This window comes from Brevundimonas sp. NPDC090276, assembly GCF_044772165.1.
Classification (GTDB): Bacteria; Pseudomonadota; Alphaproteobacteria; order Caulobacterales; family Caulobacteraceae; genus Brevundimonas.
The window spans coordinates 226,540-253,158 of record NZ_JBIVYK010000001.1 but is presented as its reverse complement, the minus strand read 5'-3'; the positions used below and the strand labels follow the sequence as shown (position 1 = coordinate 253,158).

The 26,619-nt window shown below is 69.8% G+C and carries 28 protein-coding genes and 1 tRNA gene; 20 read left to right on the top strand and 9 right to left on the bottom strand.

Annotation, left to right across the window (positions count from 1 at the left end; all coding sequences use genetic code 11):
* Nucleotides 1-44: 44 nt before the first annotated feature.
* Nucleotides 45-1,070, bottom strand: coding sequence for an adenosine kinase (locus ACIQTU_RS01185; RefSeq protein WP_400541108.1), 1,026 nt, complete (start codon nt 1,068-1,070; stop codon nt 45-47).
* A 97-nt stretch (nt 1,071-1,167) separates the two neighbouring features.
* Between ACIQTU_RS01185 and ACIQTU_RS01180 the strand changes: the two genes are divergently transcribed.
* The gene (locus ACIQTU_RS01180; RefSeq protein ID WP_400541105.1) at nt 1,168-2,058 is read left to right on the top strand and encodes a RimK family alpha-L-glutamate ligase; all 891 of its coding nucleotides are present in this window, start codon (nt 1,168-1,170) and stop codon (nt 2,056-2,058) included.
* Here the strand turns inward: ACIQTU_RS01180 and nth are convergent.
* A complete protein-coding gene (gene nth / locus ACIQTU_RS01175; RefSeq protein ID WP_400541102.1) occupies nt 2,055-2,810 on the bottom strand; it encodes an endonuclease III in 756 nt (251 codons plus the stop codon). The genes ACIQTU_RS01180 and nth overlap by 4 nt on opposite strands.
* Nucleotides 2,811-2,913: 103 nt before the next feature.
* Here nth and ACIQTU_RS01170 point away from each other — a divergent pair, with 103 nt between their 5' ends.
* From ACIQTU_RS01170 to ACIQTU_RS01140, 7 genes are all read left to right on the top strand, one after another.
* A complete protein-coding gene (locus tag ACIQTU_RS01170) occupies nt 2,914-4,311 on the top strand; it encodes an amidohydrolase family protein (protein ID WP_400541099.1) in 1,398 nt (465 codons plus the stop codon).
* A 109-nt stretch (nt 4,312-4,420) separates the two neighbouring features.
* Entirely contained in the window at nt 4,421-5,533 is a 1,113-nt protein-coding gene (locus tag ACIQTU_RS01165) for an HlyD family secretion protein (RefSeq protein WP_400541096.1), read from the top strand.
* Entirely contained in the window at nt 5,530-7,131 is a 1,602-nt protein-coding gene (locus ACIQTU_RS01160; protein ID WP_400541093.1) for a DHA2 family efflux MFS transporter permease subunit, read from the top strand. Before ACIQTU_RS01165 ends, ACIQTU_RS01160 begins: the two co-directional genes overlap by 4 nt.
* Complete coding sequence (locus tag ACIQTU_RS01155; protein WP_400541090.1) at nt 7,131-7,730, top strand: TetR/AcrR family transcriptional regulator; 600 nt, start codon at nt 7,131-7,133, stop codon at nt 7,728-7,730. Before ACIQTU_RS01160 ends, ACIQTU_RS01155 begins: the two co-directional genes overlap by 1 nt.
* A gap of 88 nt (nt 7,731-7,818) precedes the next feature.
* Nucleotides 7,819-8,580, top strand: a complete 762-nt coding sequence (locus ACIQTU_RS01150) for a creatininase family protein (protein ID WP_400541087.1) — start codon at nt 7,819-7,821, stop codon at nt 8,578-8,580.
* A gap of 58 nt (nt 8,581-8,638) precedes the next feature.
* A complete protein-coding gene (locus ACIQTU_RS01145; protein WP_400541084.1) occupies nt 8,639-9,100 on the top strand; it encodes a phasin family protein in 462 nt (153 codons plus the stop codon).
* A gap of 73 nt (nt 9,101-9,173) precedes the next feature.
* The gene (locus tag ACIQTU_RS01140; protein WP_300197888.1) at nt 9,174-9,335 is read left to right on the top strand and encodes a hypothetical protein; all 162 of its coding nucleotides are present in this window, start codon (nt 9,174-9,176) and stop codon (nt 9,333-9,335) included.
* Nucleotides 9,336-9,341: 6 nt separating this feature from the next.
* Here the strand turns inward: ACIQTU_RS01140 and ACIQTU_RS01135 are convergent, their stop codons facing one another.
* The 3 genes from ACIQTU_RS01135 to tsaD are packed head-to-tail and all read right to left on the bottom strand — an operon-like array spanning nt 9,342 to nt 11,937.
* Nucleotides 9,342-9,728 (bottom strand): Rieske (2Fe-2S) protein, encoded by a 387-nt coding sequence (locus ACIQTU_RS01135; protein WP_400541081.1) that lies wholly within the window; start codon nt 9,726-9,728, stop codon nt 9,342-9,344.
* Nucleotides 9,728-10,726 carry an NAD(P)H-dependent glycerol-3-phosphate dehydrogenase gene (locus ACIQTU_RS01130; RefSeq protein WP_400541078.1) on the bottom strand — a complete coding sequence of 333 codons (999 nt, stop codon included), beginning with the start codon at nt 10,724-10,726 and terminating at the stop codon, nt 9,728-9,730. Before ACIQTU_RS01130 ends, ACIQTU_RS01135 begins: the two co-directional genes overlap by 1 nt.
* Nucleotides 10,727-10,767: 41 nt before the next feature.
* Nucleotides 10,768-11,937 carry a tRNA (adenosine(37)-N6)-threonylcarbamoyltransferase complex transferase subunit TsaD gene (gene tsaD, locus ACIQTU_RS01125; protein ID WP_400541075.1) on the bottom strand — a complete coding sequence of 390 codons (1,170 nt, stop codon included), beginning with the start codon at nt 11,935-11,937 and terminating at the stop codon, nt 10,768-10,770.
* 50 nt (nt 11,938-11,987) lie between these two features.
* On the opposite strand from tsaD, the gene hemC reads away from it, so the two are divergent.
* The 5 genes from hemC (at nt 11,988) to ACIQTU_RS01100 (ending at nt 16,517) form a co-directional block, all read left to right on the top strand.
* Complete coding sequence (gene hemC, locus ACIQTU_RS01120) at nt 11,988-12,929, top strand: hydroxymethylbilane synthase (protein ID WP_400541072.1); 942 nt, start codon at nt 11,988-11,990, stop codon at nt 12,927-12,929.
* A 3-nt stretch (nt 12,930-12,932) separates the two neighbouring features.
* A complete protein-coding gene (locus ACIQTU_RS01115) occupies nt 12,933-13,628 on the top strand; it encodes a uroporphyrinogen-III synthase (RefSeq protein ID WP_400541069.1) in 696 nt (231 codons plus the stop codon).
* A 50-nt stretch (nt 13,629-13,678) separates the two neighbouring features.
* Nucleotides 13,679-13,754 (top strand) — tRNA-Thr (locus tag ACIQTU_RS01110).
* Between the two features lie 172 nt (nt 13,755-13,926).
* The gene (gene metK / locus ACIQTU_RS01105; RefSeq protein ID WP_400541066.1) at nt 13,927-15,123 is read left to right on the top strand and encodes a methionine adenosyltransferase; all 1,197 of its coding nucleotides are present in this window, start codon (nt 13,927-13,929) and stop codon (nt 15,121-15,123) included.
* Nucleotides 15,124-15,284: 161 nt separating this feature from the next.
* On the top strand, nt 15,285-16,517 hold the full coding sequence (locus ACIQTU_RS01100) for an argininosuccinate synthase (RefSeq protein WP_400541063.1): 1,233 nt from the start codon (nt 15,285-15,287) through the stop codon (nt 16,515-16,517).
* Nucleotides 16,518-16,527: 10 nt separating this feature from the next.
* On the opposite strand, the gene ACIQTU_RS01095 is transcribed toward ACIQTU_RS01100, so the two are convergent.
* Entirely contained in the window at nt 16,528-17,823 is a 1,296-nt protein-coding gene (locus ACIQTU_RS01095) for a PQQ-dependent sugar dehydrogenase (protein ID WP_400541060.1), read from the bottom strand.
* Between the two features lie 123 nt (nt 17,824-17,946).
* On the opposite strand from ACIQTU_RS01095, the gene ACIQTU_RS01090 reads away from it, so the two are divergent.
* From ACIQTU_RS01090 to ACIQTU_RS01075, 4 genes are all read left to right on the top strand, one after another.
* Nucleotides 17,947-18,423, top strand: a complete 477-nt coding sequence (locus tag ACIQTU_RS01090; RefSeq protein WP_400541057.1) for a translation initiation factor IF-2 — start codon at nt 17,947-17,949, stop codon at nt 18,421-18,423.
* Between the two features lie 91 nt (nt 18,424-18,514).
* A complete protein-coding gene (locus ACIQTU_RS01085; protein WP_400541054.1) occupies nt 18,515-19,045 on the top strand; it encodes a hypothetical protein in 531 nt (176 codons plus the stop codon).
* A gap of 53 nt (nt 19,046-19,098) precedes the next feature.
* The gene (locus tag ACIQTU_RS01080) at nt 19,099-19,737 is read left to right on the top strand and encodes a LysE family translocator (protein WP_400541051.1); all 639 of its coding nucleotides are present in this window, start codon (nt 19,099-19,101) and stop codon (nt 19,735-19,737) included.
* An 87-nt stretch (nt 19,738-19,824) separates the two neighbouring features.
* Entirely contained in the window at nt 19,825-20,382 is a 558-nt protein-coding gene (locus ACIQTU_RS01075; RefSeq protein ID WP_400541048.1) for a CC0125/CC1285 family lipoprotein, read from the top strand.
* Nucleotides 20,383-20,582: 200 nt separating this feature from the next.
* On the opposite strand, the gene ACIQTU_RS01070 is transcribed toward ACIQTU_RS01075, so the two are convergent.
* Entirely contained in the window at nt 20,583-21,323 is a 741-nt protein-coding gene (locus ACIQTU_RS01070; protein WP_400541045.1) for a DUF6065 family protein, read from the bottom strand.
* An 86-nt stretch (nt 21,324-21,409) separates the two neighbouring features.
* Here ACIQTU_RS01070 and ACIQTU_RS01065 point away from each other — a divergent pair, with 86 nt between their 5' ends.
* Nucleotides 21,410-21,952, top strand: coding sequence for a prolyl-tRNA synthetase associated domain-containing protein (locus tag ACIQTU_RS01065; RefSeq protein WP_400541042.1), 543 nt, complete (start codon nt 21,410-21,412; stop codon nt 21,950-21,952).
* Here ACIQTU_RS01065 and ACIQTU_RS01060 read toward each other — a convergent pair.
* Both ACIQTU_RS01060 and ACIQTU_RS01055 read right to left on the bottom strand, forming a co-directional pair.
* Entirely contained in the window at nt 21,949-23,076 is a 1,128-nt protein-coding gene (locus tag ACIQTU_RS01060) for an FUSC family protein (protein ID WP_400541039.1), read from the bottom strand. The genes ACIQTU_RS01065 and ACIQTU_RS01060 overlap by 4 nt on opposite strands.
* Nucleotides 23,073-23,543: a MarR family winged helix-turn-helix transcriptional regulator gene (locus ACIQTU_RS01055; protein ID WP_400541036.1), complete on the bottom strand. Its 471-nt coding sequence runs from the start codon at nt 23,541-23,543 to the stop codon at nt 23,073-23,075. The genes ACIQTU_RS01060 and ACIQTU_RS01055 overlap by 4 nt, the downstream gene beginning before the upstream one ends.
* 178 nt (nt 23,544-23,721) lie before the next feature.
* Between ACIQTU_RS01055 and ACIQTU_RS01050 the strand changes: the two genes are divergently transcribed.
* Entirely contained in the window at nt 23,722-25,485 is a 1,764-nt protein-coding gene (locus tag ACIQTU_RS01050) for a tetratricopeptide repeat protein (RefSeq protein ID WP_400541033.1), read from the top strand.
* A 229-nt stretch (nt 25,486-25,714) separates the two neighbouring features.
* Nucleotides 25,715-26,608, top strand: a complete 894-nt coding sequence (locus tag ACIQTU_RS01045) for a tetratricopeptide repeat protein (RefSeq protein ID WP_400541030.1) — start codon at nt 25,715-25,717, stop codon at nt 26,606-26,608.
* The last annotated feature ends 11 nt before the right edge of the window (nt 26,609-26,619 follow it).

Below are 26,619 nucleotides of genomic sequence, written 5' to 3'. Positions count from 1 at the left end.
CCCCCGCGCGTGGCCCTTGGTTGCTATAAGAGCTTGGGTCGCGATCAGAGCTTGAGCCCGTGCTCGGCGGCCAGGGCCTCCAGCTTGACCATCGGACGCGGCCCCCAGTGGGCGATCACTTCCGAGGCCGCCAGCGAACCGAGCGCCCCGGCTTCAGCCAGCGACAGGCCGCGCGCCAGACCCAGAAGCACGCCGGCGGCGTACTGGTCGCCCGCGCCCGTGGTGTCGACCACCTTGTCGACCGGGAAGGCGGCGATCTCGACCCGCTCGTCGCCGCGGAAGATGACCGAACCGGCGGCCCCGCGCGTCACGGCGGCCACCTCGACGATGCGGCCCAGGTGGGCGGCGGCGTGGTCGAAGTCCTCGGTCTCGAACAGGGCGTGCAGTTCGGACTCATTGGCCAGGACGATGTCGGCCGAGGCCTCGATGAAGGCCAGCAGCTCGGCGCGCCAGCGATGCACGACGAAGGCGTCCGACAGGGTGATGGCCACCTTGCGGCCCGCCGCGTGGGCGGCGGCGGCTGCGGCCTCAAAGGCGGCGCGGGCCGGGGCCGGGTCGAACAGATAGCCTTCCAGATAGACGATCTCGCTGGCGCCGATCAGGTCGGCGTCGATGTCGGCCGTGGTCAACTGGTTGGCGGCGCCGAGGAAGGTGCACATGGTGCGCTGGCCGTCGGGCGTGACGTTGATCAGGCAGCGCCCGGTGCCGAAGCCCGAGCCCGCGCCGCCTTCCAGCACCGGGGTGTCGAAGTGGACGTGGGCAGCGCGGATGTCGTGGCTGAAGACCTCGCCCAGGGTGTCCTGGGCCACCTTGCCGATATAGGCCGCGCGGCCGCCGAACGAGCCCACGCCCGCCACGGTGTTGCCGGCCGAACCGCCGGAGGCCTCGACCCCCGCCGCCATGGCGTCATAGAGGGCCGCGCTCTGATCCTCGTCGACCAGTTGCATCGAGCCGGGAACCAGCTTGTGCGCCTCCAGGAAGGCGGGCTCGCACGGGCTCAGCACATCGACGATGGCGTTGCCGACGGCGCAGACGTCGAAGCGGGCGGTAGAGATGGCGGTCTGGGTCATGCGCGCCCCATAGCGGGACAAGCGCCCCGACGCCAGCGCCGGGCTTTTCGCCTCCGCCGAAAACAGCCTATGCAGTTCCCGTCCGAGGAGTAGTCGCATGACCGAAGTCGCCGTCCTGACCCCCGATCCCGCCGACCCGACCTATGCCGGGCAATGGCCGGGCGTGCTGGACCGTCTGGCGGCGGCCCTGGCCACGGCGGGGATCAAGGCTCGACCGACGCCGTGGACCGATCACGTCGAGAGCGCCCACGGCCTGATGGAGTTTCCCCTTGTCCTGCCGCTGATCGTCTGGGGCTACCACAGCGACCACGACCGCTGGCTGCAGGCCTGCGCGACCTGGGCCGAGGCGGACGCGCCCATGGCCAACCCCGCCGAGGTGCTGCGCTGGAACTCCGACAAACGCTATCTGTCCCGGCTGGCGGAAAAGGGCGTGGCCATCCCCCCGACCATCTGGACCGACCACGCCAGCCCCGCCGTGGTCGAGGCCGCCTTCGCCGCCACCGGAGCCGAGCAGTTGATCGTCAAGCCGACCGTGTCCGGCGGTGCCTGGCGCACCCTGAAGGTTGCGGCGGGGGACCTGCTGGAAGAGGTGCTGGCCGACGCACCTGTCGGCGGGGCCATGATCCAGCCCTTCCTGCCCACCATCGCCACGGCGGGCGAGACTTCCCTGCTCTTCTTCGGCGGCGAACTGAGCCACGTCGTCAACAAGCGCCCCGGCCATGCCGACGAGTTTCGCATCCAGGTCCAGTACGGCGGCCAGTACCGGCGGCTGGATCAGGCCCCCGAGGGCGCCCTGGCCCTGGCCGAACGCACGCTGGCCGCCATCGACGAGCCCCTGCTCTACGCCCGCATCGACATGGTCCCCGACGCCGACGGCCAGTGGCTGCTGATGGAGGCGGAACTGATCGAGCCCGACTTCTATCTCGGCGCCGCCCCCGAGGCCGGCGCCCGCTTCGGCCGGGCGGTGGCGGAGCGGTTGGGCCTCTAGACCCCGACGAAGCTCGCCCGCGACGGACACAGGTCCGCGATCACGCAGGCCAGACATTTGGGCCGCTGCGCCAGGCAGGTGTAGCGGCCATGCAGGATCAGCCAGTGGTGAGCCTTGGGCAGCCAGGCTTCAGACACCACCTTGTGCAGTTGCACCTCCACCTTGTCCGGGGTCGCGGCGTTGGCCAGCCCCAGCCGGTGCGAGACGCGGAAGACGTGGGTGTCCACCGCGATGGCCGGCTCGATGCCCAGTTCGTTCAGCACCACGCTGGCCGTCTTGCGCCCCACGCCAGGCAGGGCCTGCAGGTCGGCGCGGTTCAGCGGCACCTCGCCGCCGTGCTTTTCGACCAGCATCCGCGCCGCGGCGATGACGTTCCTCGCCTTGGTGCGATAGAGGCCGATGGAGGAAATCAGCGGGATCAGCCCCTCCTCGCCCAGGGCCAGCATCTTCTGCGGCGTGTCGGCCACGGCGAACAGCGCCTTGGTCGCCTTGTTGACCCCCACGTCGGTCGCCTGGGCCGACAGGGCCACGGCCACGACCAGGGTGTAGGGATTGACGAAGTCCAGCTCGGTCTTGGGGTCCGGCATGACCCCCGACAGGCGGACGAAGATTTCCTCGACCCGATCCTCGTCCGGCGGCCAGCCGATCACGGCCCCGACCGGCGCCTTCTTCGGCGCGCGCGACCGCTTGCCGTTGGGCGGGCTGAGTGCGGCGCGGGCGGCCTTGGACGGAGGACGTTGGCGAACGGTCATGCCCTCGCTTCGCCTTCCCCGCGTGCGGCGTCAACGCCTTCCCGCTTGCTCCCCAGCGATCCTTGACCCAAACCGGATGGCGACGCTCGGGGGAGACGCAGACATGACGACCATCAGGACCTGGCTCGCCGGCGCCGCTGTGGCGGCTCTGGCGACGACGCTGACCGCAGGCGCGGCCGTCGCCCATGATCCCTTCGCCGCCTGGCACAGCGCCCCGACGTCCTCTTCAACCACGCCCGCCGAGCCGAAGACCGTCGCCTATCGCGGCGCCGTCCTGTTCGACGGAACGGGGGCGCCTTCGCGGTCCGGCCTGACCCTCATCACCCGCGGCGAGCGGATCCTGGCCATCCAGCCTGACCGCGATCCCCTGCCCCCTGCCGCCGAGACGGTCGATGTCACGGGCCTCTATGTCCTGCCTGGCCTGATCGACACCCATGTCCATGTCGCCACCCCGCCCGACGCCGCCGCCGCGCGGGTGCAGATGCGACGCTGGCTCTATTCAGGCGTCACCGCCGTGCGCGGCATGGCCGACGACCTGCGCTCGGTCGGCGAGCTGGCGCGCCAGGCCCGTGTCGGCGAAATCCCCTCGCCCGACATCTACTACGCCGCCCTGATGGCGGGCGAAGGCTTCTTCAAGGACCCCCGCACCCAGGCCGTCAGCGCCGGAGCGGTCGCGGGCCGGACGCCGTGGATGCAGGCCATCACCGCCGACACCGACCTGCCTCTGGCCGTCGCCATGGCGCGCGGAACCTCGGCGGCCGGCATCAAGATCTACGCTGACCTGCCCGCTGCCCTGGTCGCCCGGATCACCCTCGAGGCCCATCGCCAGGGCGTGCCGGTCTGGACCCACGCCATGGTCTATCCGGCCACCCCGCAGGAGGTGATCGCCGCCGGCCCAGACGTCATGTCCCACGCCTGCATCCTGGCCCATCAGGCCCAGGCCCCGGCGGATCGTCCGATCAGCTACGCCAGCCGCACCCCCATCGACCGCGCCCCCTTCCTCAACGGCGACAACCCCGTGGTGCAGAACCTGCTGGAACAGATGCACGACAAGGGGATCATTCTGGACGCCACGGTCCGGGTCTATGCCGAACAGGATCGCGCCGCCGCCTCGCCCGATGCGCGTCAACCGATCTGTTCCGGCCCCATGGTCTTCGCCCTGACCCGTCAGGCCTACCGCGCCGGGGTGGCCATTTCGGCCGGCACCGACGTTGAGACGCCCGACCGCGATCCCTGGCCCGCCCTGATCGAGGAGATGGAGCTGCTTCAGAACGCCGTCGGCATGACGCCCGCCGACGTCCTCGTCGCCGCCACCCGGACCGCCGCCCGCGCCGTGAACCAGGCCGACGACATGGGAACCCTCGAAGCCGGCAAGCTGGCCAACTTCATCTTCGTCACCGCCGACCCCGCAGCTGACGTCGCCAACTTGCGACAGCTGGCCTTCACCGTGAAGCGCGGCGAGCCCTTCCAGCGCGCCGCATTCCAGACCTCTGCGGACTAGCCGCGCGCGGCGCCGAGGCCACGCCTGCGACGAAATCGCGCAGGCGCCTCTTGATTTATGGACGCTCCTGTCCATTTTACGCGCCGAAATCGAAGCGAGCTGTCTCCCCATGGCCCTCCCCGCCACTTTCAAGAAACGCCTGCCCCTGATCGTCGGCGGCGTCGTCGGCCTAGCCCTCATCGCCGGCGGCGTGGTCTGGTGGCAGGGCAAGCAGCGCTGGGAAGGCACCGACAACGCCTTCGTCCAGGCCGACACCGTCGCGGTCAGCCCGCGCATCAGCGGCTCGGTCATCGAGGTCCTGGTCAGGGACAACCAGCGCGTCGAGGCCGGGCAGGTCCTGGCCCGTCTGGACGACGCCGACGCCAGGGCCGCCCTGGCCCAGGCCCAGGCCAATCTGTCGGCCCTGACCGCCGCCGTGGCTAATGTCGACGCCCGCGCCGAGCAGGAACAGGCCAATATCGCCGCCCGCGCCGCCGCCGTGACCCAGGCCCAGGCCCAGGCCGGTCTGGCCCGCGCCGAGGTCGATCGCTACGGCAAGCTGGCCGAGCAGGGCTGGGTGTCGCAGCAGCGCATCGAGACCCAGCGCGCCACCGCCGCCACCGCCCACGCCTCGGTCGCCCAGGCCCAGGCCGCCCTGACCGCCGAACAGCGTACCGCCGCCGTCCTCGGCTCGACCCGCAACCAGAGCGTCGCCGCCGTCGAGCAGGCCAAAGCCCTGGTCGAGCAGGCCCAACTGACCCTGGACCGCACCGTCATCCGCGCGCCCGTCGCCGGGGTCGTCGGCGCCCGCGGCGTCCGCGTTGGCCAGGTGGTGCAGGCCGGCGGACAGATGATGTCCATCGTGCCGGTGCAGGACACCTATGTGGTCGCCAATTTCAAGGAGACCCAGGTCGGCCGCATGCGTCTGGGCCAGACGGTCGAGATCAAGGCCGACGCCTTCCCGGGCCAGGCCATCGTCGGCCGCGTCGACAGCTTCGCCCCGGCCACGGGCTCGGAGTTCGCCCTGATCCCGGTCGAGAACGCCACCGGCAACTTCACCAAGATCACCCAGCGCGTCCCGGTCCGCATCGTCGTCGACCGCCGCGCCTCGGGCGAGCCCATCACCCTGCGCCCCGGCCTGTCGGTCGAGGTCAAGGTCGACCTGAAGAGCCAGGGCGGCGCCGCCTTCGCCGACGCCCATCTGGGCGAGGTCGAAACCGCGGCTCTGGAAACGGGCCGGTGAGAGACGGCGTCCTCCCGGCCGACGGCGTCGCGGAGGTCCAGCCCGAGACCGCCAAGCCGGAGATCAACTGGACCGTCCTCCTGCTCGGCTTCGCCGGCATGGTCATCGGCCAGTTCATGGCCATTCTGGACATCCAGATCGTCGCCGCCTCCCTGCCGCAGATCCAGGCCGGGGTCGGTGCCTCGGCCGATGAGATCAGCTGGATCCAGACCGCCTATCTGATCCCCGAGGTCGTGATGATCCCCCTGTCGGGATACCTGTCGCGGCTGTGGGGCACGCAGAAGCTGTTCCTGGCCTCCTGCGTCGGCTTCCTCATCATGAGCGTGGCCGTCGGCCTGTCGTCGTCGGTCGAGATGATGATCTTCTTCCGGGCGCTGCAGGGCTTCCTCGGCGGGGCCATGATCCCGACCGTCTTCGCCGTGGCCTTCACCGCCTTCCCGCCCGAGAAGCGCGTCACCGCCAGCGTCATCATGGGCCTGATCGTGACCCTGGCCCCCACGGTCGGTCCGACCCTGGGCGGTCACCTGACGGAGTGGCTCAGCTGGCGCTGGCTCTTCTTCATCAACATCTTCCCCGGCGTGGTCGTCCTCTTCCTGGTCGGCCGCTACGCCCACTTCGACAAGGGCGACGCCAGCCTGGCCAAGGGCTTCGACTGGTGGGGCCTGGGCCTGATGGCCGCCTTTCTGATGAGCCTGCAGTTCGTGCTGGAGGAAGGCGCCAAGAACGACTGGTTCGCCGACGACCACATCCTGCTGCTCGGCCTGGTGGCCCTGATCTGCGGCCCGGCCTTCATCTGGCGCTCGCTGGTCTACTACAACCCGATCGTCGAGCTGCGCGCCTTCGCCAACCGCAACTTCGTGGTCGGGGTCGTCATGACCTTCATCGTCGGCGCGGCACTGTTCGGCGGCACCTTCCTGCTGCCCCTCTTCCTCGGCCGCGTGCGCGACTATTCGGCGGCCGAGGTCGGCACCACCATGGTGGTCTCGGGCCTGGCCATGTTCGCCACAGCGCCCTTTGCCGGGCGACTGGTGCGCAAGCTGGACCCGCGCATCCTGATGTTCCTCGGCTTCGGCCTGTGCGCCTGGGGCATGTGGGACGCCCGCGCCGTCACCGGCGACTGGGGCTTCTGGGAGTTCGCCGGGGTTCAGGCCGTGCGCGGCTGCGGCGTCATGATCGCCATGATCGCCTCGCAGCAGGTGACCATGTCCACCCTGCCGCCGCACATGGTCAAGAACGCCTCGGGACTGGTGAACCTCAGCCGGAACGTCGGCGGCGCCTTCGGCCTCGCCATCCTCAACACCTCCCTGACCCAGAACACCGCCCTGCACATGGTCGAACTGACCAGCGCCATCAGCCAGTCGGACACGGCGGTCAAAGCCATGATCGCCGGCATGGCCCAGCGCTTCTCGGAGTCCATCGACCCCCAGGCCGCGGCGATGAAGGCCTTCTACGGCATGCTGCAGAAGCAGGCGACGATCCTGGCCTTTGGCGACGCCTTCGCCCTGCTGGCCGTAGCCTGCGCCTGCGCCGCCTTCGTCACCCTCCTGTCCAAGCCAGGCAAGGCCGATCCGTCGGCCGGCCCGTCCGAGGTCCACTGATGCCCCGCGCCCCCGGTCAGGTCGACGAGCACAAGAGCGCCGCCATTCTTCAGGCCGCCTCGGACCTGTTCGTGGACAAGGGCGCAGGCGCCTCGATGACCGAGATCGCCCGGCGCGCGGGGGTGTCGAAACAGACCCTTTACAACCGCTTTCCGACCAAGATCGACATCGCCCGGGCCCTGGCCGCCCAGCGGTCGGACGCCATCACCGAGCCGCTGAAATCCGGGGCCGCGCCGGAAGAGGTGCTGGCCGCGATCGCCGAGACCCTGATCAGCAAGATCTGCCGCGAGGGCAAGGGCGCCTCCCTGCGCGGCGTGGCCCTGATCTCGCCGGAAGCCCCGGAACTGGCCCGCGCCATCTATGACGCCGGACCGGGCGAAAGCGTGCGCCGCATCGCCGCCTGGCTGGCTGAGCAGGATCGGCTGGGCCTGCTGTCCGTGCCCGACCCCATGTCCGCCGCCGAGATGTTCGCCGGCATGGCCCTGGGCCACGGCCATCTGCGCTCTGTCCTGGGCCTGCCCCACCCCGACGTCGATCACGCCGCCGCCCGCGCCCGCGAGACGGCCCGTCGCTTCATCCGCGCCTTCGCCCCGACCTAGGCGCTCCGCCAGAGCGCTCGCGTTTGGCCCTTTGGCCGGATCGGCGTAAAGCGCAGGCGTCTTTCTGCCCCCCCTCGCGGAGTTCCCCATGCTGATCCACCTGTCGTCCTGGCCCGAAATCGACGCGCGCCTGAAGGACGGCGCCGCCCTGTCCAAGACGGTCATCGTGCCGATCGGTTCGAACGAGCAGCACGGCCCGACCGGCCTGCTGGGCACGGACTGGCTCTGCCCCGAGATCATCGCCCACACCGCCGAGAAGGGCGACGAGCGCCTGATCATCGCCCCGACCTTCAACATCGGCATGGCACAGCATCACCTGGCCTTCCCGGGCACCATCTCCCTGCGCCCCTCGACCTTCATGGCCGCCATCACCGACTGGGTGTCGTCGCTGGCCCGTCACGGCTTCGAGCGCATCTATTTCCTCAACGGCCACGGCGGCAACATCGCCACCATCGAGGCCACCTTCTCGGAAATCTACGCCGAGTGGTCGTTCGTCGAAGACCAGCCGCCCTTCGTGCTGAAGCTGCGCAACTGGTGGGACCTGCCCGGCGTGCACAAGCTGTGCGAGGAGATCTTCCCCGTCGGTCACGGCAGCCACGCCACACCGTCCGAGATCGCCGTCACCCAGGCCGGCTATCCCGACCGCATCAAGACCGCCGACTACAGCCCCACGATCGCGCCCAACGGCCCGATCCGCGACGCCCTGGACTACCGCGCCCGCTTCCCCGACGGCCGCATCGGTTCGGACCCGGCCCAGGCCAGCCCGGAAAAAGGCCAGCGCATCATCGACGCTTCGATTCCGGCGCTGATCCAAGACGTCTCGGCCTTCGCCGCCGAAGTCCTGCCCTGAGACTGAAACCGGGCCTGATCCGCTTGCCCGGCAGGCGGAACAGGCCCAGGCTCCTCGCATGAACCCCATTGATCGCGCCGCCCGCACCGCCCGCGCCGGACAGGAGACCGCCGAGGCCTCGGCCCAGGTCATCGCCCGGCGTCTGGCCGTCCTGGGCGAGGCCTTGGCCGATCCCCTGAACGCGGATCACGCCGAGCTGGGGCGAATGGGGACGGAAAAGGTCGAGGCTTTCACGGCCTCCGCCGGGGCAGTGGCGGCCGGCGCGCTCGATCTGGCTGATCAGGGCCGCCGTATCGCCGACCGCGAGGGCCTCGAGGCCTCGGCCCATATGACGCGGCTGGCCGGCGCCGACAGCCTGGCGGGCGCCGCGGCCCTGCAGGCGGCCTGGGGCATGGGGGTCTGGTCACGGGCCATGGCCGACGGCTGGGGTCTGGGCGAGGCCATGCTGAAGCTGCAGGCCGAGGCCCTGTCGCCCATCCACGCCGCCGCCGTGGCCAACGCCGAGCGTCTAAAGCGCTAGTTCAAGAATGGACGGCGCGATGGAACGCCGTCTGCCGGACGGTGTTGCTTGCTGTGACAGCAAGGAGCCCGACATGGCCGAAGACCCCAAGAAGACCGATCCCCATCCCGGCATGATGGGCGACGGCACCGAAGAGCAGAACCTCAACCAGCCCGGCGACCCGTCCAAGCGGATCACCGAGGAAGAGGTCGACGACGCCTTCACCAAGGACCCGAAGATCGTCCCGAAGAAGTAGCGCGCCTTAGGCCGTTCGGATGATCCCGCCCCTGGCCTCGACCGGCCAGGGCGTCAGCTTGCCGCCCGCGCAAGGGCCGCCGACGCAGGCGCCCGACAGCGGCTCGAACACCGCCCCGTGCCAACCGCACATGATCAGCGACCCGTCCGGCGTCAGATAGCGGTCCAGCTCCATGGCGATGGGAAAGCCCGCGTGCGGGCAGCGATCGACCCAACCGGCCACCGCGCCGTCCTTCTTGACCACGAAGCCGTGGAAGAAGGCCTCGCCGATCTGCAGCACGAAACCACGCGAGCCGGGGTCGGCGATGTCGGCCTCGGCGCACAGGGGCACGTTCGGCGGCGTCTTCCAGACGCGCTTGCGCTCTTCCGGCGCGGCTTCCTCGGCTTCAGACACTATTCGCGTTCGGGCTTGAGCGGCCGGGTCAGCAGGGCCTCGATGGCGGCGTCCACCGTGGTCTCGCCCGCCAGGACGGCGGCGACGGCTTCGCAGATGGGGGTCTCGACGCCCAGCTTGCGGGTCAGTTCGCGCACCGCGGGCGCGCTCTCATAGCCCTCGGCCACCGAGCGCTTGCCGGCCAGGGCCTGCTCCACGCTCATGCCCTGACCCAGGGCCAGACCCAGGCTCATGTTGCGCGACTGCGGGCTGGAGCAGGTCAGGACCAGATCGCCCAGACCGCACAGGCCGGCGACCGTCTCGGCCTTGCCGCCCAGGGCCTGGGCCACGCGGACGATCTCGGCGAAGCCGCGGGTGATGACGGCGGCGTGGGCGCTGCGGCCCAGTTCGCGGCCCTCGACGATGCCGCAGGCGATAGCCAGAACATTTTTCAGCGCCCCGCCCGTCTCGGCCCCGATCAGGTCGTCGGCCAGATAGGGGCGGAAGACCGGCCCCGACAGGGCCGTGGCCAGGGCGACCGCCATGGCCTCGTCCTCGCAGGCGATGGTCACGGCGCTGGGCAGGCCGCGCGCCACCTCGGCGGCGAAGCTGGGCCCCGACAGGACGGCGGGCATGGCCGAGGGAATGGTCTCGGCCAGCACTTCGGTCATCAGCTTCAGCGAGCCGCGCTCGATGCCCTTGGAGCACAGGACGATGGGCAGGCCGGGCCGGGCGTAGGGCGCGAAGGCCGTCAGGGTCGCCCGCATGTGCTGGGCGGGCGGCACCGCCAGAATCAGGTCGCAGTCGGCCAGGTGAGCCAGGTCCGAGGTGACGTTGATGGCCGAGTCCAGCTCGATCCCCGGCAGGAAGGCGTCGTTCATCCGCCGCGTGCGGATGCTGTCGATGACCTCGGGCTCGCGCGCCTGCAAAACGACCGCCAGGCCCGCCGCCGCCGCGCTCTGCGCCAGGGCCGTGCCCCATGCGCCGCCGCCAATTACGCCTGCCGTGTGAAATTCCATGTCTTCTCCGGTCCCCCGACCACCGCTCAAGCCCAGGCTCATCAAGCCTTGGCGCCCTTGCGGCCCGTTTTCTTGTGCACAGGATCGGCGTTCGCGCGCGCCTCGTCCAGAGGCCATCGCGGCCGGGCGGCGACATCGATGTCGGACGTCAGGCCTTTTTCCAGCCGCTCCGCCCCCGCAAGCGCGATCATGGCGGCGTTGTCGGTGCAGTAGACCATCGGCGGCGCGAGGAAAGAAAAGCCGTGCCTGGTCGCCAGATCCTCCAGCGTGCGCCGGATCGTCTTGTTGGCCGCCACGCCGCCGGCCACCACGAAATTACGCGTCTCATGCGCCTCGGCATAGGCCGTCATGGCCCGCTCGGTCCGCTCCGACAGCTGGCGCGCGATCGCCTTCTGCACCGCGTCGGCCAGATCGGCCCGGTCCTGCTCGCTCTCGCAGGTCTGGGCCAGCCGCGAGGCCGCCGTCTTCAGACCCGAGAAGGAGAAGTCGCAGTCCTTGCGCCCCAGCAGGGCGCGCGGCAGGTCGAAACGCGACCCGTCGCCGGACGCCGCCAAGCGCTCAAGCGCCGGCCCGCCCGGATAGCCCAGCCCCATGGCCTTGGCGATCTTGTCGAAGGCCTCGCCCGCCGCGTCGTCAATGGTGGTGCCCAGCCGGCTCATGTCGCCGATGCCGCGCACCTCCAGCAGCTGACAGTGCCCGCCCGAGACCAGCAGCAGCAGGAAGGGATAGCGCGTCTCCGCCCCCAGCCGCGCCGACACCGCGTGGCCCTCCAGATGGTTGACCGCGATCAGCGGCAGGCCGCGCGCCAGGGCCACGGCCTTGCCGTAGCTCAGCCCCACCATGACCCCGCCGACCAGACCCGGACCTGCGGTGGCCGCCACCCCGTCGAGAGCTGCGTAGTCGATCCCGGCCTCGGCCATGGCCCGGCGGGCGACGCCGTCGATCATCTCAACATGGCTGCGAGCGGCGATTTCCGGCACCACGCCGCCAAAGGCGGCGTGTTCCTCGATCTGGCTGTGAATGACGCTGGACAGGACCTCGGCTCCGGCCGCCGACAGGCGTACCACCGAGGCGGCGGTCTCGTCGCAACTGGTCTCCAGACCCAGGACCGTCAGCCCGCCGCCGGGGGCGCGGCCTTCCGTCCCAGTGGGCCGGGCGGCGGGCTTGGTTGCCCCCGTGGTCCCGCTGCTATAGTCCGCGCCTGTGTTCATCGGGTCGAGGTAGCGGCCCGGTTCCCCTTTCGCAACGGCTGCGCGACCTCATGACCCCGCTTCTTCGCATCGGCACCCGCCGCTCCAGGCTGGCCCTGGCCCAGTCCGGCATGATGCAGCGCGCCATCGGCCGCGCCCTCGGCGTCGCCGACGACCAGATCGAACAGCTCGTGCCCCTGGTCGAGATCGTCACCACCGGCGACCGCATCCAGGACCGCCGCCTGCTGGAAGTCGGCGGCAAGGCCCTGTTCACCAAGGAGATCGAAGAGGCCCTGCTGGACGGCCGCGTCGACGTCGCCATCCACTCGATGAAGGACGTCCCCGCCGAACAGCCCGAGGGTCTGGCCATCGCCGCTGTACCGATGCGCGAAGACGCCCGCGACGGCTTCATCAGCGAGTATTTCGCCAGCTTCGCCGACCTGCCCCACGGCGCCCGCCTCGGCACCGCTTCGCTGCGTCGGCAAGCGCAAGCCCTGGCCCTGCGCCCCGACCTGCAGATCGAGATGCTGCGCGGCAATGTCGACACCCGGCTGAAGCGGCTCAAGGACGGCGACTTCGACGCCATCCTGCTGGCCTGCTCGGGCCTCAACCGTCTCGGCTTCTCCGAGGTGATCCGCGAGCGCCTGTCGCTGGACGCCTTCCTGCCCGCCCCGGGTCAGGGCGCCCTGGCCATCCAGACGCGCGAAGGCGACGCCTCGGCCGACTGGACCCGCGCCCTCAACCACGACCTGACGGCCCTGGCCGTCGCCGCCGAGCGCGGGGCCATGGCCGCGCTGGAAGGCTCGTGCCGCACCGCCATCGGCGCCTACGCCCATGTCGAGGGCAACCGCCTGCATCTCAGCACGGAAATGCTCAGCCCCGACGGCTCGGGCCGCTGGACCCGCGCTAGCGACATCGCCGCCGACGCCGGCCACGCCGCCGCCCGCGCGCTCGGCCTGCGTCTCGGCGGCGAGGTCCAGGCCGAAGCCGGCGACCAGAAGATCGCCCTCTAGCCCATGCGGCCGATCCGCCGCGTCTGGATCACCCGCGCCCAGCCCGGCGCCGCGCGCACCGCCGCGCGCCTCACCGCGCTGGGCTTCGAGCCCGTCGTCGCCCCTCTTCTGGCCATCCGCCCCCTGCCCGACGCCCTGGACCAGGCGCCAGACTTCGCCACGGTCGCCGCCCTGGCCTTCACCAGCCCCAACGGCGTCGCAGCCTTCGCCGCCCTGACGCCTGCTCTACGCGAGCGCCCGGTCTTCGCCGTCGGCGACGCCACCGCCGAGGCCGCCCGTGACGCCGGTTTCCACGACGCCCGCTCCGCCGCCGGCGACATCCACGCCCTGGCCCGTCTGATCGCCGCCACGACCATCAAGGGCCTGATCCTCGCCCCCGGCGCCCGCGAGCCCGCCGGCGACCTGCCCGCCTTGCTGCCTGACCACAAGGTCCAGCGCCTGCCCGTCTACGCCGCCGAGGAAACCGAGGCCGTCCCCCCCGCCGACTTCGACGCGGTCCTGCTCCACTCCCCCCGCGCCGCCCGCGCCCTGGCCGCCATCCTGCCGCCCGAGACCGCCGCAAACCGCCTCGCCGTCTGCATCTCCGCCGCCGCCTCGGTCCCGCTTCAGGCCCTCAGCTTCACCGAAATTCGCATCGCCGACGCCCCGGATGAAACATCCATGCTGACAGCGCTTGGCAAGTCCGCCGGACCCGTATAAAGACCCCACCTCGCGCGGCTCTCCGACACATGTCCGAGCCGCCGACCGGAGCCGCTTTAGCTCAGCCGGTAGAGCACATCATTCGTAATGATGGGGTCAGGTGTTCGAGTCACCTAAGCGGCACCACTTCTTTTCCGACATTGAAATCAGAAGAACCGGCCCCGGCCGCCTGTCCGTTCGCGCGCGATCCAGCGCCTGCGCGCCGCGTAGGATTCCGCGCTAGGTTTCTGGTCATCACTTGAACGTATAAGCATATCTTTATATGTCTGTCGGCCTCACCGTCTTGCAGGAGCCTGCCTTGGCCCGTTCGTCCTTCCTCTTCACGTCCGAGAGCGTCTCGGAAGGCCACCCCGACAAGGTCGCGGATCAGATCTCCGACTCCATCGTCGATCTCTTCCTGGCCAAGGACCCCGAGGCGCGCGTGGCGTGCGAGACCCTGACGACGACCAATCTGGTGGTGCTTGCCGGCGAGATCCGCGGCAAGGGCATCATGGACACGGCGGGCAACTGGGCTCCCGGCGTCGAACAGGAGATCGAGGACACGGTGCGCGGCGTGGTGCGCGACATCGGCTATGAGCAGGACGGCTTCCACTGGAAGACCTTCCGCTTCGAGAACAACCTGCACCCGCAATCAGCCCACATCGCCCAGGGCGTCGACGCCGGCGAGGACAAGGACGAAGGCGCCGGCGACCAGGGCATCATGTTCGGCTACGCCTCGAACGAAACGCCCGAGCTGATGCCGGCCACCCTGCAATACAGCCACAACATCCTGAAAGCCCTGTCCGAGGCCCGCCATTCGGGTCAGGAGCCGGGCCTGGAGCCTGACGCCAAGAGCCAGGTCACTCTCTTCTATCAGGACGGCCGCCCGGTGCGCGCCACCTCGATCGTCGTCTCGACCCAGCACAAGGCCGGTCTGAGCCAGGATCAGGTCGCGGCCATTGTTAAACCCTATGTCGAGAAGGTGCTGCCCGCCGGCTTCATCACCAACGAGACCGAGTGGCACATCAACCCGACCGGCACCTTCGTCATCGGCGGACCGGACGGCGACGCCGGCGTGACCGGGCGCAAGATCATCGTCGACACCTACGGCGGCGCGGCCCCGCACGGCGGCGGCGCCTTCTCGGGCAAGGACCCGACCAAGGTCGACCGTTCGGCCGCCTACGCCTGCCGCTACCTGGCCAAGAACGTCGTGGCCGCCGGCTTGGCCGACCGCTGCACCATCCAGATCTCCTACGCCATCGGCGTGTCCAAGCCCCTGTCGGTCCACGTCGACCTGCACGGCACGGGCAAGATCGACGAGGCGGTGCTGGAAGCGGAACTGCCCAGGCTGATCGGCGGCGCGTCGCCGCGCGCCATTCGCGAGCACCTGGGCCTGAACAAGCCCATCTATCGCCGCAGCGCCGCCTACGGCCACTTCGGCCGCGCCCCCGACGCGGACGGCGGCTTCAGCTGGGAAAAGACCGATCTGGTCGACCAGCTGAAGGCCCTCGTCTGAGGCCTGTGATCGCCTGAACAACCCAGGGCGTCGCGGCTTCGGTCGCGGCGCCTTTTTCATATCTGCAGGAGGCGACACAATCATGCCCTTGCATCAGGGGGCGTCTGGTCCTTTAAGCGCGCCAGACACGCCTCCCCCGGCCTGAAAGGATTTTTCGACCCATGACCTCGCCCGCCCCCAAGAAAGTCGTCCTCGCCTATTCGGGCGGGCTGGACACCTCGATCATCCTGAAGTGGCTGCAGGAGGAATACGGCGCCGAGGTCATCACCTTCACCGCCGACCTGGGCCAGGGCGAAGAACTGGCCCCTGCCAAGGAAAAGGCGCTGAAGCTGGGCATCAAGCCCGAGAACATCTTCATCGACGACCTGCGCGAAGAGTTCGTGCGCGACTTCGTCTTCCCGATGTTCCGCGCCAACGCCCTGTATGAAGGCCAGTATCTGCTCGGCACCTCGATCGCCCGTCCGCTGATCGCCAAGCGCCAGATCGAGATCGCCCGCCAGCTGGGCGCCGACGCCGTCTGCCACGGCGCCACCGGCAAGGGCAACGACCAGGTCCGCTTCGAGCTGGGCTACTACGCCCTGAACCCCGACATCCACGTCATCGCCCCCTGGCGCGAGTGGGAGTTCCGGTCGCGCGAGGCCCTGCTGGACTTCGCCGAGAAGCACCAGATCCCGATCTCCAAGGACAAGCGCGGCGAGGCCCCCTTCTCGGTCGACGCCAACCTTCTGCACTCCTCGTCTGAGGGCAAGGTGCTGGAAGACCCCGCCGTCGAGGCCCCCGAGTTCGTGCACCAGCGCACCATCTCGCCGGAAGCCGCCCCGGACGTGGCCACGGTCATCGAGATCGGCTTCGAGAAGGGCGACGCCGTCTCGATCAACGGCGAGGCCATGTCGCCCGCCACCCTGCTGACCGCGCTGAACCAGTACGGCCACGACAACGGCATCGGCCGTCTGGACCTGGTCGAAAACCGCTTCGTCGGCATGAAGTCGCGCGGCGTCTATGAAACCCCGGGCGGCACCATCCTGCTGGCCGCCCACCGCGGCATCGAGTCCATCACCCTGGACCGCGGCGCCATGCACCTGAAGGACGAACTGGCGGTCAAATACGCCCACCTCGTCTACAACGGCTTCTGGTTCTCGCCCGAGCGCGAGATGCTGCAGGCCGCCGTCGACAAGAGCCAGGAGAAGGTCTCGGGCACGGTCCGGGTCAAGCTCTACAAGGGCAACGCCACGGTCATCGGCCGCGAAAGCCCCTACAGCCTCTATGATCAGGACCTGGTGACCTTCGAGGAAGGCGTCCAGGCCTATGACCACAAGGACGCCGCCGGCTTCATCAAGCTGAATGCGCTCCGCCTGCGCGTCCTGGCCAAGCGCGACGCCCGCACCAAGGGCTAGACCCTAAACACTAGGGCCGGGCGATCCTGAGGATCGCCCGGCTGCGGTCGTCCGTGACCCAGATCGACCCGTCGGCGGCGACCGCCATGACCACCGGCGAGCCGCGCGGCTGACGTCCCGCCACGCGATCCCAGCCCGGCGTCAGCACCTTCCCCTTCACGCTCGGCGCCTCCGCCGGATAGGCCAGCGACCCGCGCGGATAGACGGCGTAACGCCCGCCGACGTCGGTCAGCGGCGCGCCCCGCCCATCCGTCTCCACCGCCGTGATCCGACCCGCCGTGCGCCGATAGCCGTGCCAGGTCATCAGCAGCCGACCGCGCAGCTCCGGGAACATCGCCCCCTCGTAATAGATCATGTCCAGCGGCGCCGCGTGCGGCGGCAGCAGGGCGACGGGCTGATCCCGCTCGCCGCAGCGCGCCTGACGCGCGGGCCAGCCGGGCAAGGGCGTCGACAGGTCCACGCAATAGGGCCAGCCGTAATGCCCGCCCTGACGCAGCACATTGACCTCGTCGAACGGATGCTCGGCCGTCGCCAGATCGACCGAATTCTCGGCCTGCAGCACCGTCCCCGACGCATGCCGCACCAGGGCGATGGAGTTCCTCAGGCCGCTGGCGAAGACGCTGCTGTCCTCGGCCCAGCGTCCGTTCCCCAGATAGGCGTGACGGCGCACCTGGGCCGTCGCGACGTCCTCGACACAGGCCCCGCGCGCGTCGACCTTCGGCTTGCCCGCCGCGTCCAGACAGCGATCGCTGGGCGCCCCGACATTGACCAGAAGGTCGCCGTTCCCGTCGAAGACAAAGCTCGACAGCGGGTGGCGGTTGTCGTGCAGCTGGTTGTCCGGCAGGTCGCCGATCACGGTCCGCACGCTGGCCGCTGGATCCGCCGCCTCGGGGTCCAGGGTCAGAATGCGGTTCATCTCGGACACAAAGACGCGTCCGTCCGGACCGCGCGCCACCGTGTGCGGCATCGACAACCCGCCCGCCAGCCGTCGCCAGCGCGGCGCGCCATTCTCGAACGACAGCCGCCACACCGCGCCCTTGCCCGCCTCCCAGCCGCCCAGGTCCGTCACCAGCCAGTCGCCGTCCGCCAGCGGCATCAACCCGCGCGGCATACGCGGGCCCTCGGGCCCCGCCCCCTGCCAGACCAGACCCAGGCACAGTCCCGGGGCCATCCGCACCGTCGTCGCGGGCCGGCCGCCGCAATCCCCGGATGCGGCATAGGCCCGCGCCTGCGCCTGCGCCGACGCGCCGCCCAGCAGAAGTCCGAACGCGGCGGTCAGGCCGAAAAGAACATGAGATCGCTTCATGTCCCCATGCTGACGCTTGCCCTTGAGCTCTGACAAGGCCAACCTTGCAATCATCGTCGATCCAAGCCGTCGATATTGTCCTGCGGCGAGTATCAAGCTCCCGCCCTGCCGGAGCCCTCCCCCATGTCCCTGCGCCTGACCCTCGCCGCCGCTGCGGCGACGCTCGCCTTCACCGCGCCCGCTTTCGCCCAGGAAGCCCCCGCCGCGCCCCAGGCGGCGACCGCCCCGACCGCCGCGCCCGCCATGTCGCCTGAGGAAGCCGCCTTTGAAGCCAAGGGCGAGGCCTTCCAGGCTGAAGCCGACCGCATGGGTCTGGAACTGCAGGCGGTGATGGAAGACGCCAGCCTCGACGCCGCCACCAAGAAGGCCCGCACCGACGCCATCCTGGATCAGTACGAGCCGAAGTTCACCGCTTTTGCTGCTGACCTCGCCGCCTTCCTGCGCGCCATGGCCGCCCTGCCCGAACGCGCCGCGCAGAAGGATCAACTGCTCGCCGCCGCCGACGCCGCCCCCGCGCAACTGCAAGCCGTCCCGGCCCAGATCCGCGCCAGCATCGCACAGGCCCTGGCCGCCCCGGCCCAGCCCGCCGCTCCGAACTGATCCGGGGAGTCTCGGCGCCTTACCGCGATTTCACTTGAGCGGACCCCTCCTTCGGCGGACCTTGCCGCGTCCGTCGAAGGAGAGATCGATCATGATCCGCGCCCTGTCGCTCGCCGCCGCCCTGGCCCTGCTGCCCGTCTCCGCCGCCGTGGCCCAGGAGCAGAAGACCGCCGCCGAGATCCAGCTGGAAGCCGCCGCCGCCAAGTTCGAGAAGAAGATGGAGGAGTTCGGCGAACGCGCCGAAGCCATCCAGGACGATGACGCCCTCGATGAAACCACCAAGGGTCTGCGCGTCGCCGCCCTGTGGTCCGAATATCAGCCGCACGTCGCCGCCTTCACCAGCATGGCGACGCAGCAGGCCGGCCAGATCGCCGAGCAGGCCCTGGCCGAGATCGACGTCGACGCCATCGTGGCCGAGGCCCTGGCCGACGTGGCTCCCATGGTTGAGGGCCTGGCGACCAACGGCGCATGGGCCCAGGCGGACCCCGATCAGATGGTCACCTACGGCCTGATGGCCGACTATGCTGTCGGCCAATCGATGGATGCCATCGAAGAGGTCAACGAGGCCTTCGCTGCGCCGCTCGCCCCGCCTGCGCCGCCCGCGCCGCCCGCCGAGGCCTGACCCCCGCCCGACAAGGCTTGACCTGACCGGTCCCCCGCCGGAAAGGGGATCGTATGGCCGCGCTTCCTGTCGATCCGCATCTTTACGCCGCCTTCCTGGGCGTCATGGCCGTCATGGCGATCACGCCCGGACCGGCCAACCTGTTCGCCGTGGCGACCGGCATGGAGAAGGGCCGCGCCTCGGCCCTGATCGGCGTGATCGGCATGAACGCCGCCACCCTGGTCTGGTTCGGCGCCGCGGCGCTCGGCCTCGGCGCCCTGGTCGCCGCCTTCCCCCAGGTCTTCCGCATCATCGCCGTCCTGGGCGCCCTCTATGTCGCCTGGCTGGGGATCAAGGCCTTGCGCGGCGCCTTCCAGACCGAGGCCCAGCCCGATCATGTCGAGGTCAGACCGGGACGCAGCGCACTGATCGACGGCTTCACGGTTCAGATCGCCAACCCCAAGGCCATTCTCTTCTTCACCGCCGTCCTGCCGCCCTTCCTCGACGTCAATCGTCCGGTCGCGCCCCAGCTGGCCCTGTTCGCCCTGGCCACCATCGGCATGGACCTGCTGTCGATGAGCGCCTACGGCCTCGGCGGCGCCGCCCTGGCCAACCGGATGAACCAGCCCCGTTTCAGGCGTGGCTTCGGTATCTTCGTCGGCGGCCTGCTGATCCTCGCCGCCCTGATGATCGTCGCCAGATTGCACGGTTAGGTCATCTGTGTTCGTTTCGCGGAACTTGGCCGTTCACGCCTCGTTCAGACCCACAGACGTTCAATGGACGTTCAAGGAGAACCTCCCATGAAACATCTTCGCAAAGCACCGGTTCTGCTCGCGGTCGCCGGCGCCCTGGCTCTGGGCGCCTGCGCCACCGCCACTCCCTATCAGCCGGCGGGCTACAACGGCGACCGCGGCGGCTACGCCGAGCAGCGCCTGGAAGCCAACCGCTACGCCGTCAGCTTCTCGGGCAACTCGGTCACCTCGCGCGACCAGGTCGAGATGTCGCTGCTGCTGCGCGCCGCTGAACTGACGGTTCAGAACGGCTACGACTGGTTCGCCACCGTCACCCGCGCCACCGACCGCGACACGCGTTTCTACACGACGCCGGATCCCTTCTACTATGACCGCTACGGTCCCTACTGGGGTCCGCAATGGCGCTTCTACCAGCGCGGCTACTGGAGCACGTGGGATCCCTACTGGGGTCGCGACCGCGACATCCGTCAGGTCGACCGCTACGAGGCCACGGCCGAGATCGTCATGGGCCGCGGACCCAAGCCCGCTGGCGACCCCAACGCCTTCGACGCCCGCGAGGTCATCAGCAACATCGGCCCGCGCGTGATGCGGCCGGCGTCCAAGTAAGGGCGCTGTCGCTCGCCGCGCGGCGGCTCGCTGCTTGAGCGCATTTTAGCGCGCAAAATAAAACGCCCGCCTCAGCGATGAGGCGGGCGTTTCTGTCTGTGGTCACGGCCTCAAGCAGCGCCAAGCGCGATAGGTCGCTTCAAACGACCTCAAGCAGCCCGAAGCGCGATAGGCCCCCTAAAAAGACCCCAGGGTCGGCTTCAGCCGACTCTGGGAGTCTTCAGACGCCGCTTGTTCGAGTGGGTCGCCGGCGCCGAGCCCAGGGCTTCGGGCACCTCGCCCTTGAAGTAGAAGCGCTGCCAGGCCTCCTTGGCGGCGTCGGGATCGCCCGAGGCCAGGCGGGTGTTGAAGTCGGTGCGCGCCCGGTTCCAGGCGTCGAACTGCCCTCTCATGCCGGGGTTGGACTCCAGCGAACGGATCACCGGCTCGAAGGCCTCCACCTTGCGGTGCTCGACCGGCAGGATGAAGCAGAAGGGCTCACCCTTCTCGAACCGGACCTTGCCCGGTCGCGTGAAGATCCAGTTCATCGTGAAGGGGAAGGGCAGCCAGTCGGTCTCGATCAGGCCGGTCAGCGGCTGGATGCCGTCCTTGACGTGGTTGGGCGAGCCCTGCGCCAGCATGCCCCAGCCCGGCGGCGTGCGGAACAGGTACTGCGGGTGCATGGTCAGCACTCCGCGCGAGAAGTGCGAGGTGACGAAGTGGTCCAGCTCTGGCTGATGCCGATCCGGCGTGATCTTGATGTCGGACTGGGCCGGGCCGCCGTTCCATTCAGCCGTAAAGCCGAACGGGACCAGGATCTCCCACCCCGTGGTGTTGGCCATGGTCAGCGGCAGGCAGCGGTAGGGGTGCCGGCTGGCGAAGGCGTCCATCCAGTTGCGCGACTGGCGGCCCGGCACCAGGTCGCACGGACGGGCGGTCATCGGATAGCATTCCAGTTCCAAGTCGCGGCTCCCAAACAGGTCGAACAGAGGCTAACGATAGTGTTCTCCTCCCCTATCGCCCCCGCCGCCCGCCCGACAAGGCCGAGATGACCGACACCGCTTCCGAACTGCCCGTCCAAGACGCTGTTCCCGCGTTCGACCGCGACCGCCTCCTCGTCTGGATGGCTGAAAACGGCGTCAAACAGACCACTCACGATCACCCCGCCGTCTTCCGCGTCGAGGAAGGCCTCGACCTCAAGGCCGACCTGCCCGGCCTCCACACCAAGAACCTCTTCCTCAAGGACAAGAAGGGCCGCTTGTGGCTGATCTCGGCGGCCCAGGACACGGTCATCGACCTGAAGCGCGCCCACAGGACGCTCGGCTCGGACCGCCTCTCCTTTGGCAATGAGACCCTGATGTGGGAGACCCTCGGCGTCCGCCCCGGCTCGGTCACGGCGCTCGGCCTGATCAACGACGTGGATCGTCGCGTGACCTTCGTGCTGGATCAGCGCCTGTGGGACGCCGACATCGTCAACTTCCACCCCCTGACCAACACCGCCACCACCGCCCTCGATCAGGCCGACTTCCGCCGCCTCCTGAGCCAGCTGGACCGTGAGCCCCTGGTGGTGGACTTCGACGCCCTGGACTAGGCGAGCCCGCCTGCGGAACCTCGGCGCCGTTCGGCCAGATGGCGGCGGTCGTCCAGGCTCGACAGGATCACCGACAGGGCCACGCCGACCGCCACGCCCACAAAGGTCTCGACGATCCGCTCCGGCGCCATCTCCGGCCCCAGGCGCCCGGCGGCGCCGAGCGAGGTCATCAGCAGGGCCATCGGCGTCACCAGCACCTGGCCGAAGCCGTAGTTCGTGCCGATCACCATCTCTGTCAGCAGTTGTAGCCCCGCCACCGCCAGGATCACCACCCCGATCGAGGGGTGCTGCGCCAACAGCAGCCAGGCCAGCAGGGCCCCGACCACGGTGCCGGCCATACGCTGCAGCGCACGGTTCATGACCATGTGCAGATGCGGCCCCTGCATGACCGCCAGGGCCCCCATGGCGGCCCAGGCCGGATGGCGGCCGTCGAGCGCCAGACTGACCAGGATGGCCGCTCCGGCGCCCGCGCTAATGCGAACCGCCGCGATCAGGCGATGGCCGAGCGGACGCAAGGCCTCTTGTGGAAAGGGGCGTGCGTCCGTGGATCTCTGGCGAATCGCCTCGGTCGCCGCGCAGAGACCCCAGGCCAGGGCGGAGACGATCGCCGTCGCGGCGGTCCGCTCGATCACCTGCTCCAGCGACAGGCTCGGCGCGATCGAGGCGCCCGCCGCAAAAACGAAGATCAGGGGCCCCGGCGGACCGAAGCGGCCGGCCGTGCATAGGAAAACCAGCACACCGCAGGACAGGGCCAGAAGGCCCAACTGCACCCCGACGGACGCGCCCATCCAGGCCGCCGTCGACATGATCAGGACCGCCGCGCTCTGCAGCAGGCCGCATTGCAGCAAAATCCGCCCGCGCCGGCCGGCCGGGGCGAACCGACCGAACAGGGCGACCAGCGCGCCCAGAGAGGCGAAGCCGATCAGATGCGGCCAGGGCGAGAGATGGACCAGCGGCAGGGCGATCGCCGCCACGACCGCCGCCTGCAGGCCCGCCAGGGTCGCGTTCCGCAGCGAGACCTGTCGGCTCAGCGTCAGACTGTCCTTCCATTGCCCCGGATGCAACAGATGACGCGCCGCGTCCCGCCGACGCGCGCCGAGCCCTTGCGGCGCCGCCGCGCTCACGCTTCGTCCTCGGGACGCGCGGCCCGCTCCAGATCCGACATGCGGCGATCCATGGTTTCAAAATGCCCCAGCAGGTCGCCCACCTCGGCGTCGGACAGGTCGGCCAGGAGCACGTCCTCGGCCTCGTCTAGAGCGGCGCGGATCACCGCCACCCTGTCCTCGCCCTTCGGCGTCAGGTCGATCAGCCGGGCGCGGCCGTCGCGTTCGTCGCGTCGCCGCGCGATCAGGCCCTCGCGCTCCAGAATGTCGAGCACGCGCACCAGGCTGGAGCCGTCGACCCCGACCAGGATTGCCAGGTCCTTCTGGCTGATGCCCCCGCCCGTCGCCTTCAGATGCACCAGGGGAATCCAGGTGGCGTCGGTCAGCCCCGAGGCCGCCAGATGCCTGTCGATCGCCCGCCGCCAACGGCGTGCGAGCAAGGAAAAGGTGATGCCGAAGCGGGCGCGGTCCTGTGTCGTGTCGATCATGATGTGGATCTAGGGAATATAATTTGAATTACAAATCAAATTAGATCCGTGAAAGGCGCGTTTCCCTCAATCGCCCTGTCCAGGCGACGCGACAGCCCATAATATCGCCGTTCTTCATCTCTGCGCCGGACGGCGCCGCGGGCGTTCATCGCGTCAGACCCTGACAGGGAGACGGTGCATGCGACTGTTGTGGAAAGCCCTGGCCGTGGGCGGCGCCGGTCTGGTCCTGACCGGCTCCAGCGCCCTGTCGCCCCTGCCCGCCTCGACGCCCGGCGCGCTCAATGCGCTCTGCGGTCCGGCGGCGGGGGGCGGCGGCCTGTTTCGCCAGCTTCTGATCGCCTCGGCGGTCGCGGCCCCGGCCAGCCAGGCCCGGCCCATTCCCCTCTACCCCGACCTGACCGCCTCGACCTTCAAGGCGAGCACCGACAATCCCCGCGCCCAGGCCTATTTCAGCCAGGGCCTGATGTTCGCCTACGGCTTCAACCACGCCGGCGCCGTGCGCTCCTTCCGCGAAGCGCAAGGCTTGGATCCCGACTGCGCCCTGTGCTGGTGGGGCGAGGCCATGGCCCTGGGCCCCAACATCAACGCCCCGATGGACGACCGCGACCGGGCCGCCGCGCTGAACGCCAGCGATCGGGCCATGGCCCTGCGCGAGCGCGCCAGCCCACGCGAGCAGGCCCTGATCGAAGCCCTGGCCCTGCGCTATTCCCGCGACCCCGCCGCCGACCGCGCCGCCCTGGACGCCGCCTACGCCGACGCCATGCTGGCCGTCGCCGCCCGCTTCCCCGAGGACGACGACATCGCCGTCCTGGCCGCCGAGGCGGCGATGGACACCACGCCCTGGAACTACTGGGAGGCCGACAAGCGCACCCCGATCGGCCGCAGCGGCGAGGCCGTGCGCCTGGTCGAGGGCGTCCTGGCCCGCAACCCCGGCCCCGATTCTGGCCATGTGCAGGCGGCCCATCTCTACATCCACCTGCTGGAGGCCGCCGATCCCCAGCGGGCCGAGACCGCGGCCGACCGTCTGGCCGCCGCCTCCATGCCCAGCGCCGGCCATCTCGTCCACATGCCGGGCCACATCTACATGCGGCGCGGGCGCTACGCCGACTCCATCCGCCTCAACGTGGCGGCGGCGCGGGCCGACGAGGCCTTCATCCGCGATGCGGGCGACGAAAGTCTGGTGCGCTACGGCTATTATCCGCACAACATCCATTTCATCGTCGCCTCGGCCCAGATGGCCGGCGACATGGACACGGCCCTGACCGAGGCGCAGCGGCTGAGGACCGTGCTGGATCCGGCGACCTCGGCGAAGATCGCCTGGATCCAGGTCATCGACGCCGCCCCCTATCAGGCCCTGGCCCAGTTCGCCGAGCCACGCGCCATACTGTCGGCCCCCGCCCCCGACGCCCGCCTGCCCTACGCCGTCGCCATGCGCCACTACGCCCGCGCCGTCGCCTACGCCCGACTGCGCGACCAGAGAGGGTTCGAGCGCGAGCTGGCGGCCCTGACCGCGCTGAAGACGTCGGACGCCTTCGCCGACATGGTCGCCCAGGGCGTCCCCGCCCCCGACCTGCTGAGCCTGGCCGAGGCCGTGGCGCGCGGACGGCTGGCGACGGCGCGCGGGCGCCACATCGAGGCCGTCGACCACTATCGCCGCGCCGCCGCGATCGAGGCGACCCTGCCCTATCAGGAGCCGCCCTACTGGTATTATCCGGTCAACCAGTCGCTGGGCGCGGCCCTCTATCAGGCCGGGCGTCCCGCCGAGGCCGCCGTCGCCTTCCGCTACGCCCTGGCCCAGACGCCCAACAACGGCTGGGCCCTCTACGGCCTGGCCCGCAGCGAGGCGGCGCAAGGGAACGCCGACGAGGCGCGCACCGCCGAAGCGTCTCTGCGCTCCGCCTGGCAGGGCGACCGCCGCTGGCTGCGCATGGACCGGCTCTGACCGCGCGCCACGACCCGATCTGTCGCAGCCGCCTGCTATGGCGACCTTCAAGCCCGGCCGCGCGGCGGTCGATTTCAGACGATTCAGACGAATTGGACTCTGTTTTTCGACGCCGGACCGGCGCCCCTTGCGGCCAGACGCCTCAGGCCCCTCACTTGGCGCTTGATGAGGAGGCATCCCGACGCCATCTGATCCGTTACGATTCTTCGATCCTGATGCGGACCCGATCATGACCTTCGCCGACCCCAAGCTTTCCGACGACCTGATCAAGGACGGCACCGACGCCAGCTTCATGACCGACGTGGTCGAGGCCTCGAAACATCAGCCGGTCATCGTCGACTTCTGGGCCACCTGGTGCGGCCCGTGCCGCACTCTCGGCCCGGCCTTGGAAAAGGCCGTACGCGGCGCCGCCGGCGCGGTGAAGATGGTCAAGATCGATGTCGACGCCAACCCGGCCTATGCGGGGCAGTTGCGGGTCCAGTCGATCCCGACCGTCTACGCCTTCGTCAACGGCCAGCCGGTCGACGGCTTCCAGGGCGCCATTCCCGACAGCCAGATCAAGGCCTTCATCGAAAAGCTGACCGGCGGCGCCGGGGTCAACACCGACGTCGAGCAACTGCTGTCGCTGGGCGAGGAATCCCTGTCGCTGAACGACCTCGGCGGCGCGGCCCAGGCCTTCGCCCATGTCCTGACCATGGAGCCGGACAACCAGAAGGCCATCGCCGGCATGGCCCGCGTCTATCTGGCCGAGGGCGACGCCGAGCAGGCCCGCCAGACCATCGCCATGGCCCCGGCCGACTCCACCGACCCCATGGTGCAGAGCGTGCGCGCCCAACTGGCCCTGGCCGCCTCGGCCCCGACCGGCGCCAACGCCGATCTGGAGGCGCAGATCGCCGCCGATCCGAACGACCATCAGGCCCGCTACGACCTGTCCCTGGCCCTGGCTTCGGCGGGCGACCTGAACGGCGCGGTCGATCAGTTGCTGGCCATCGTCAAGGCCGACCGCGAGTGGAACGACCAGGCGGCGCGCAAGCAACTTCTGACCGTGTTCGAGGCCGCCGGCGCGACCAGCGAGGTCGCCCGCGACGGTCGCCGCCGCCTGTCCTCCATCCTGTTCGCCTGATCGGAGACCGG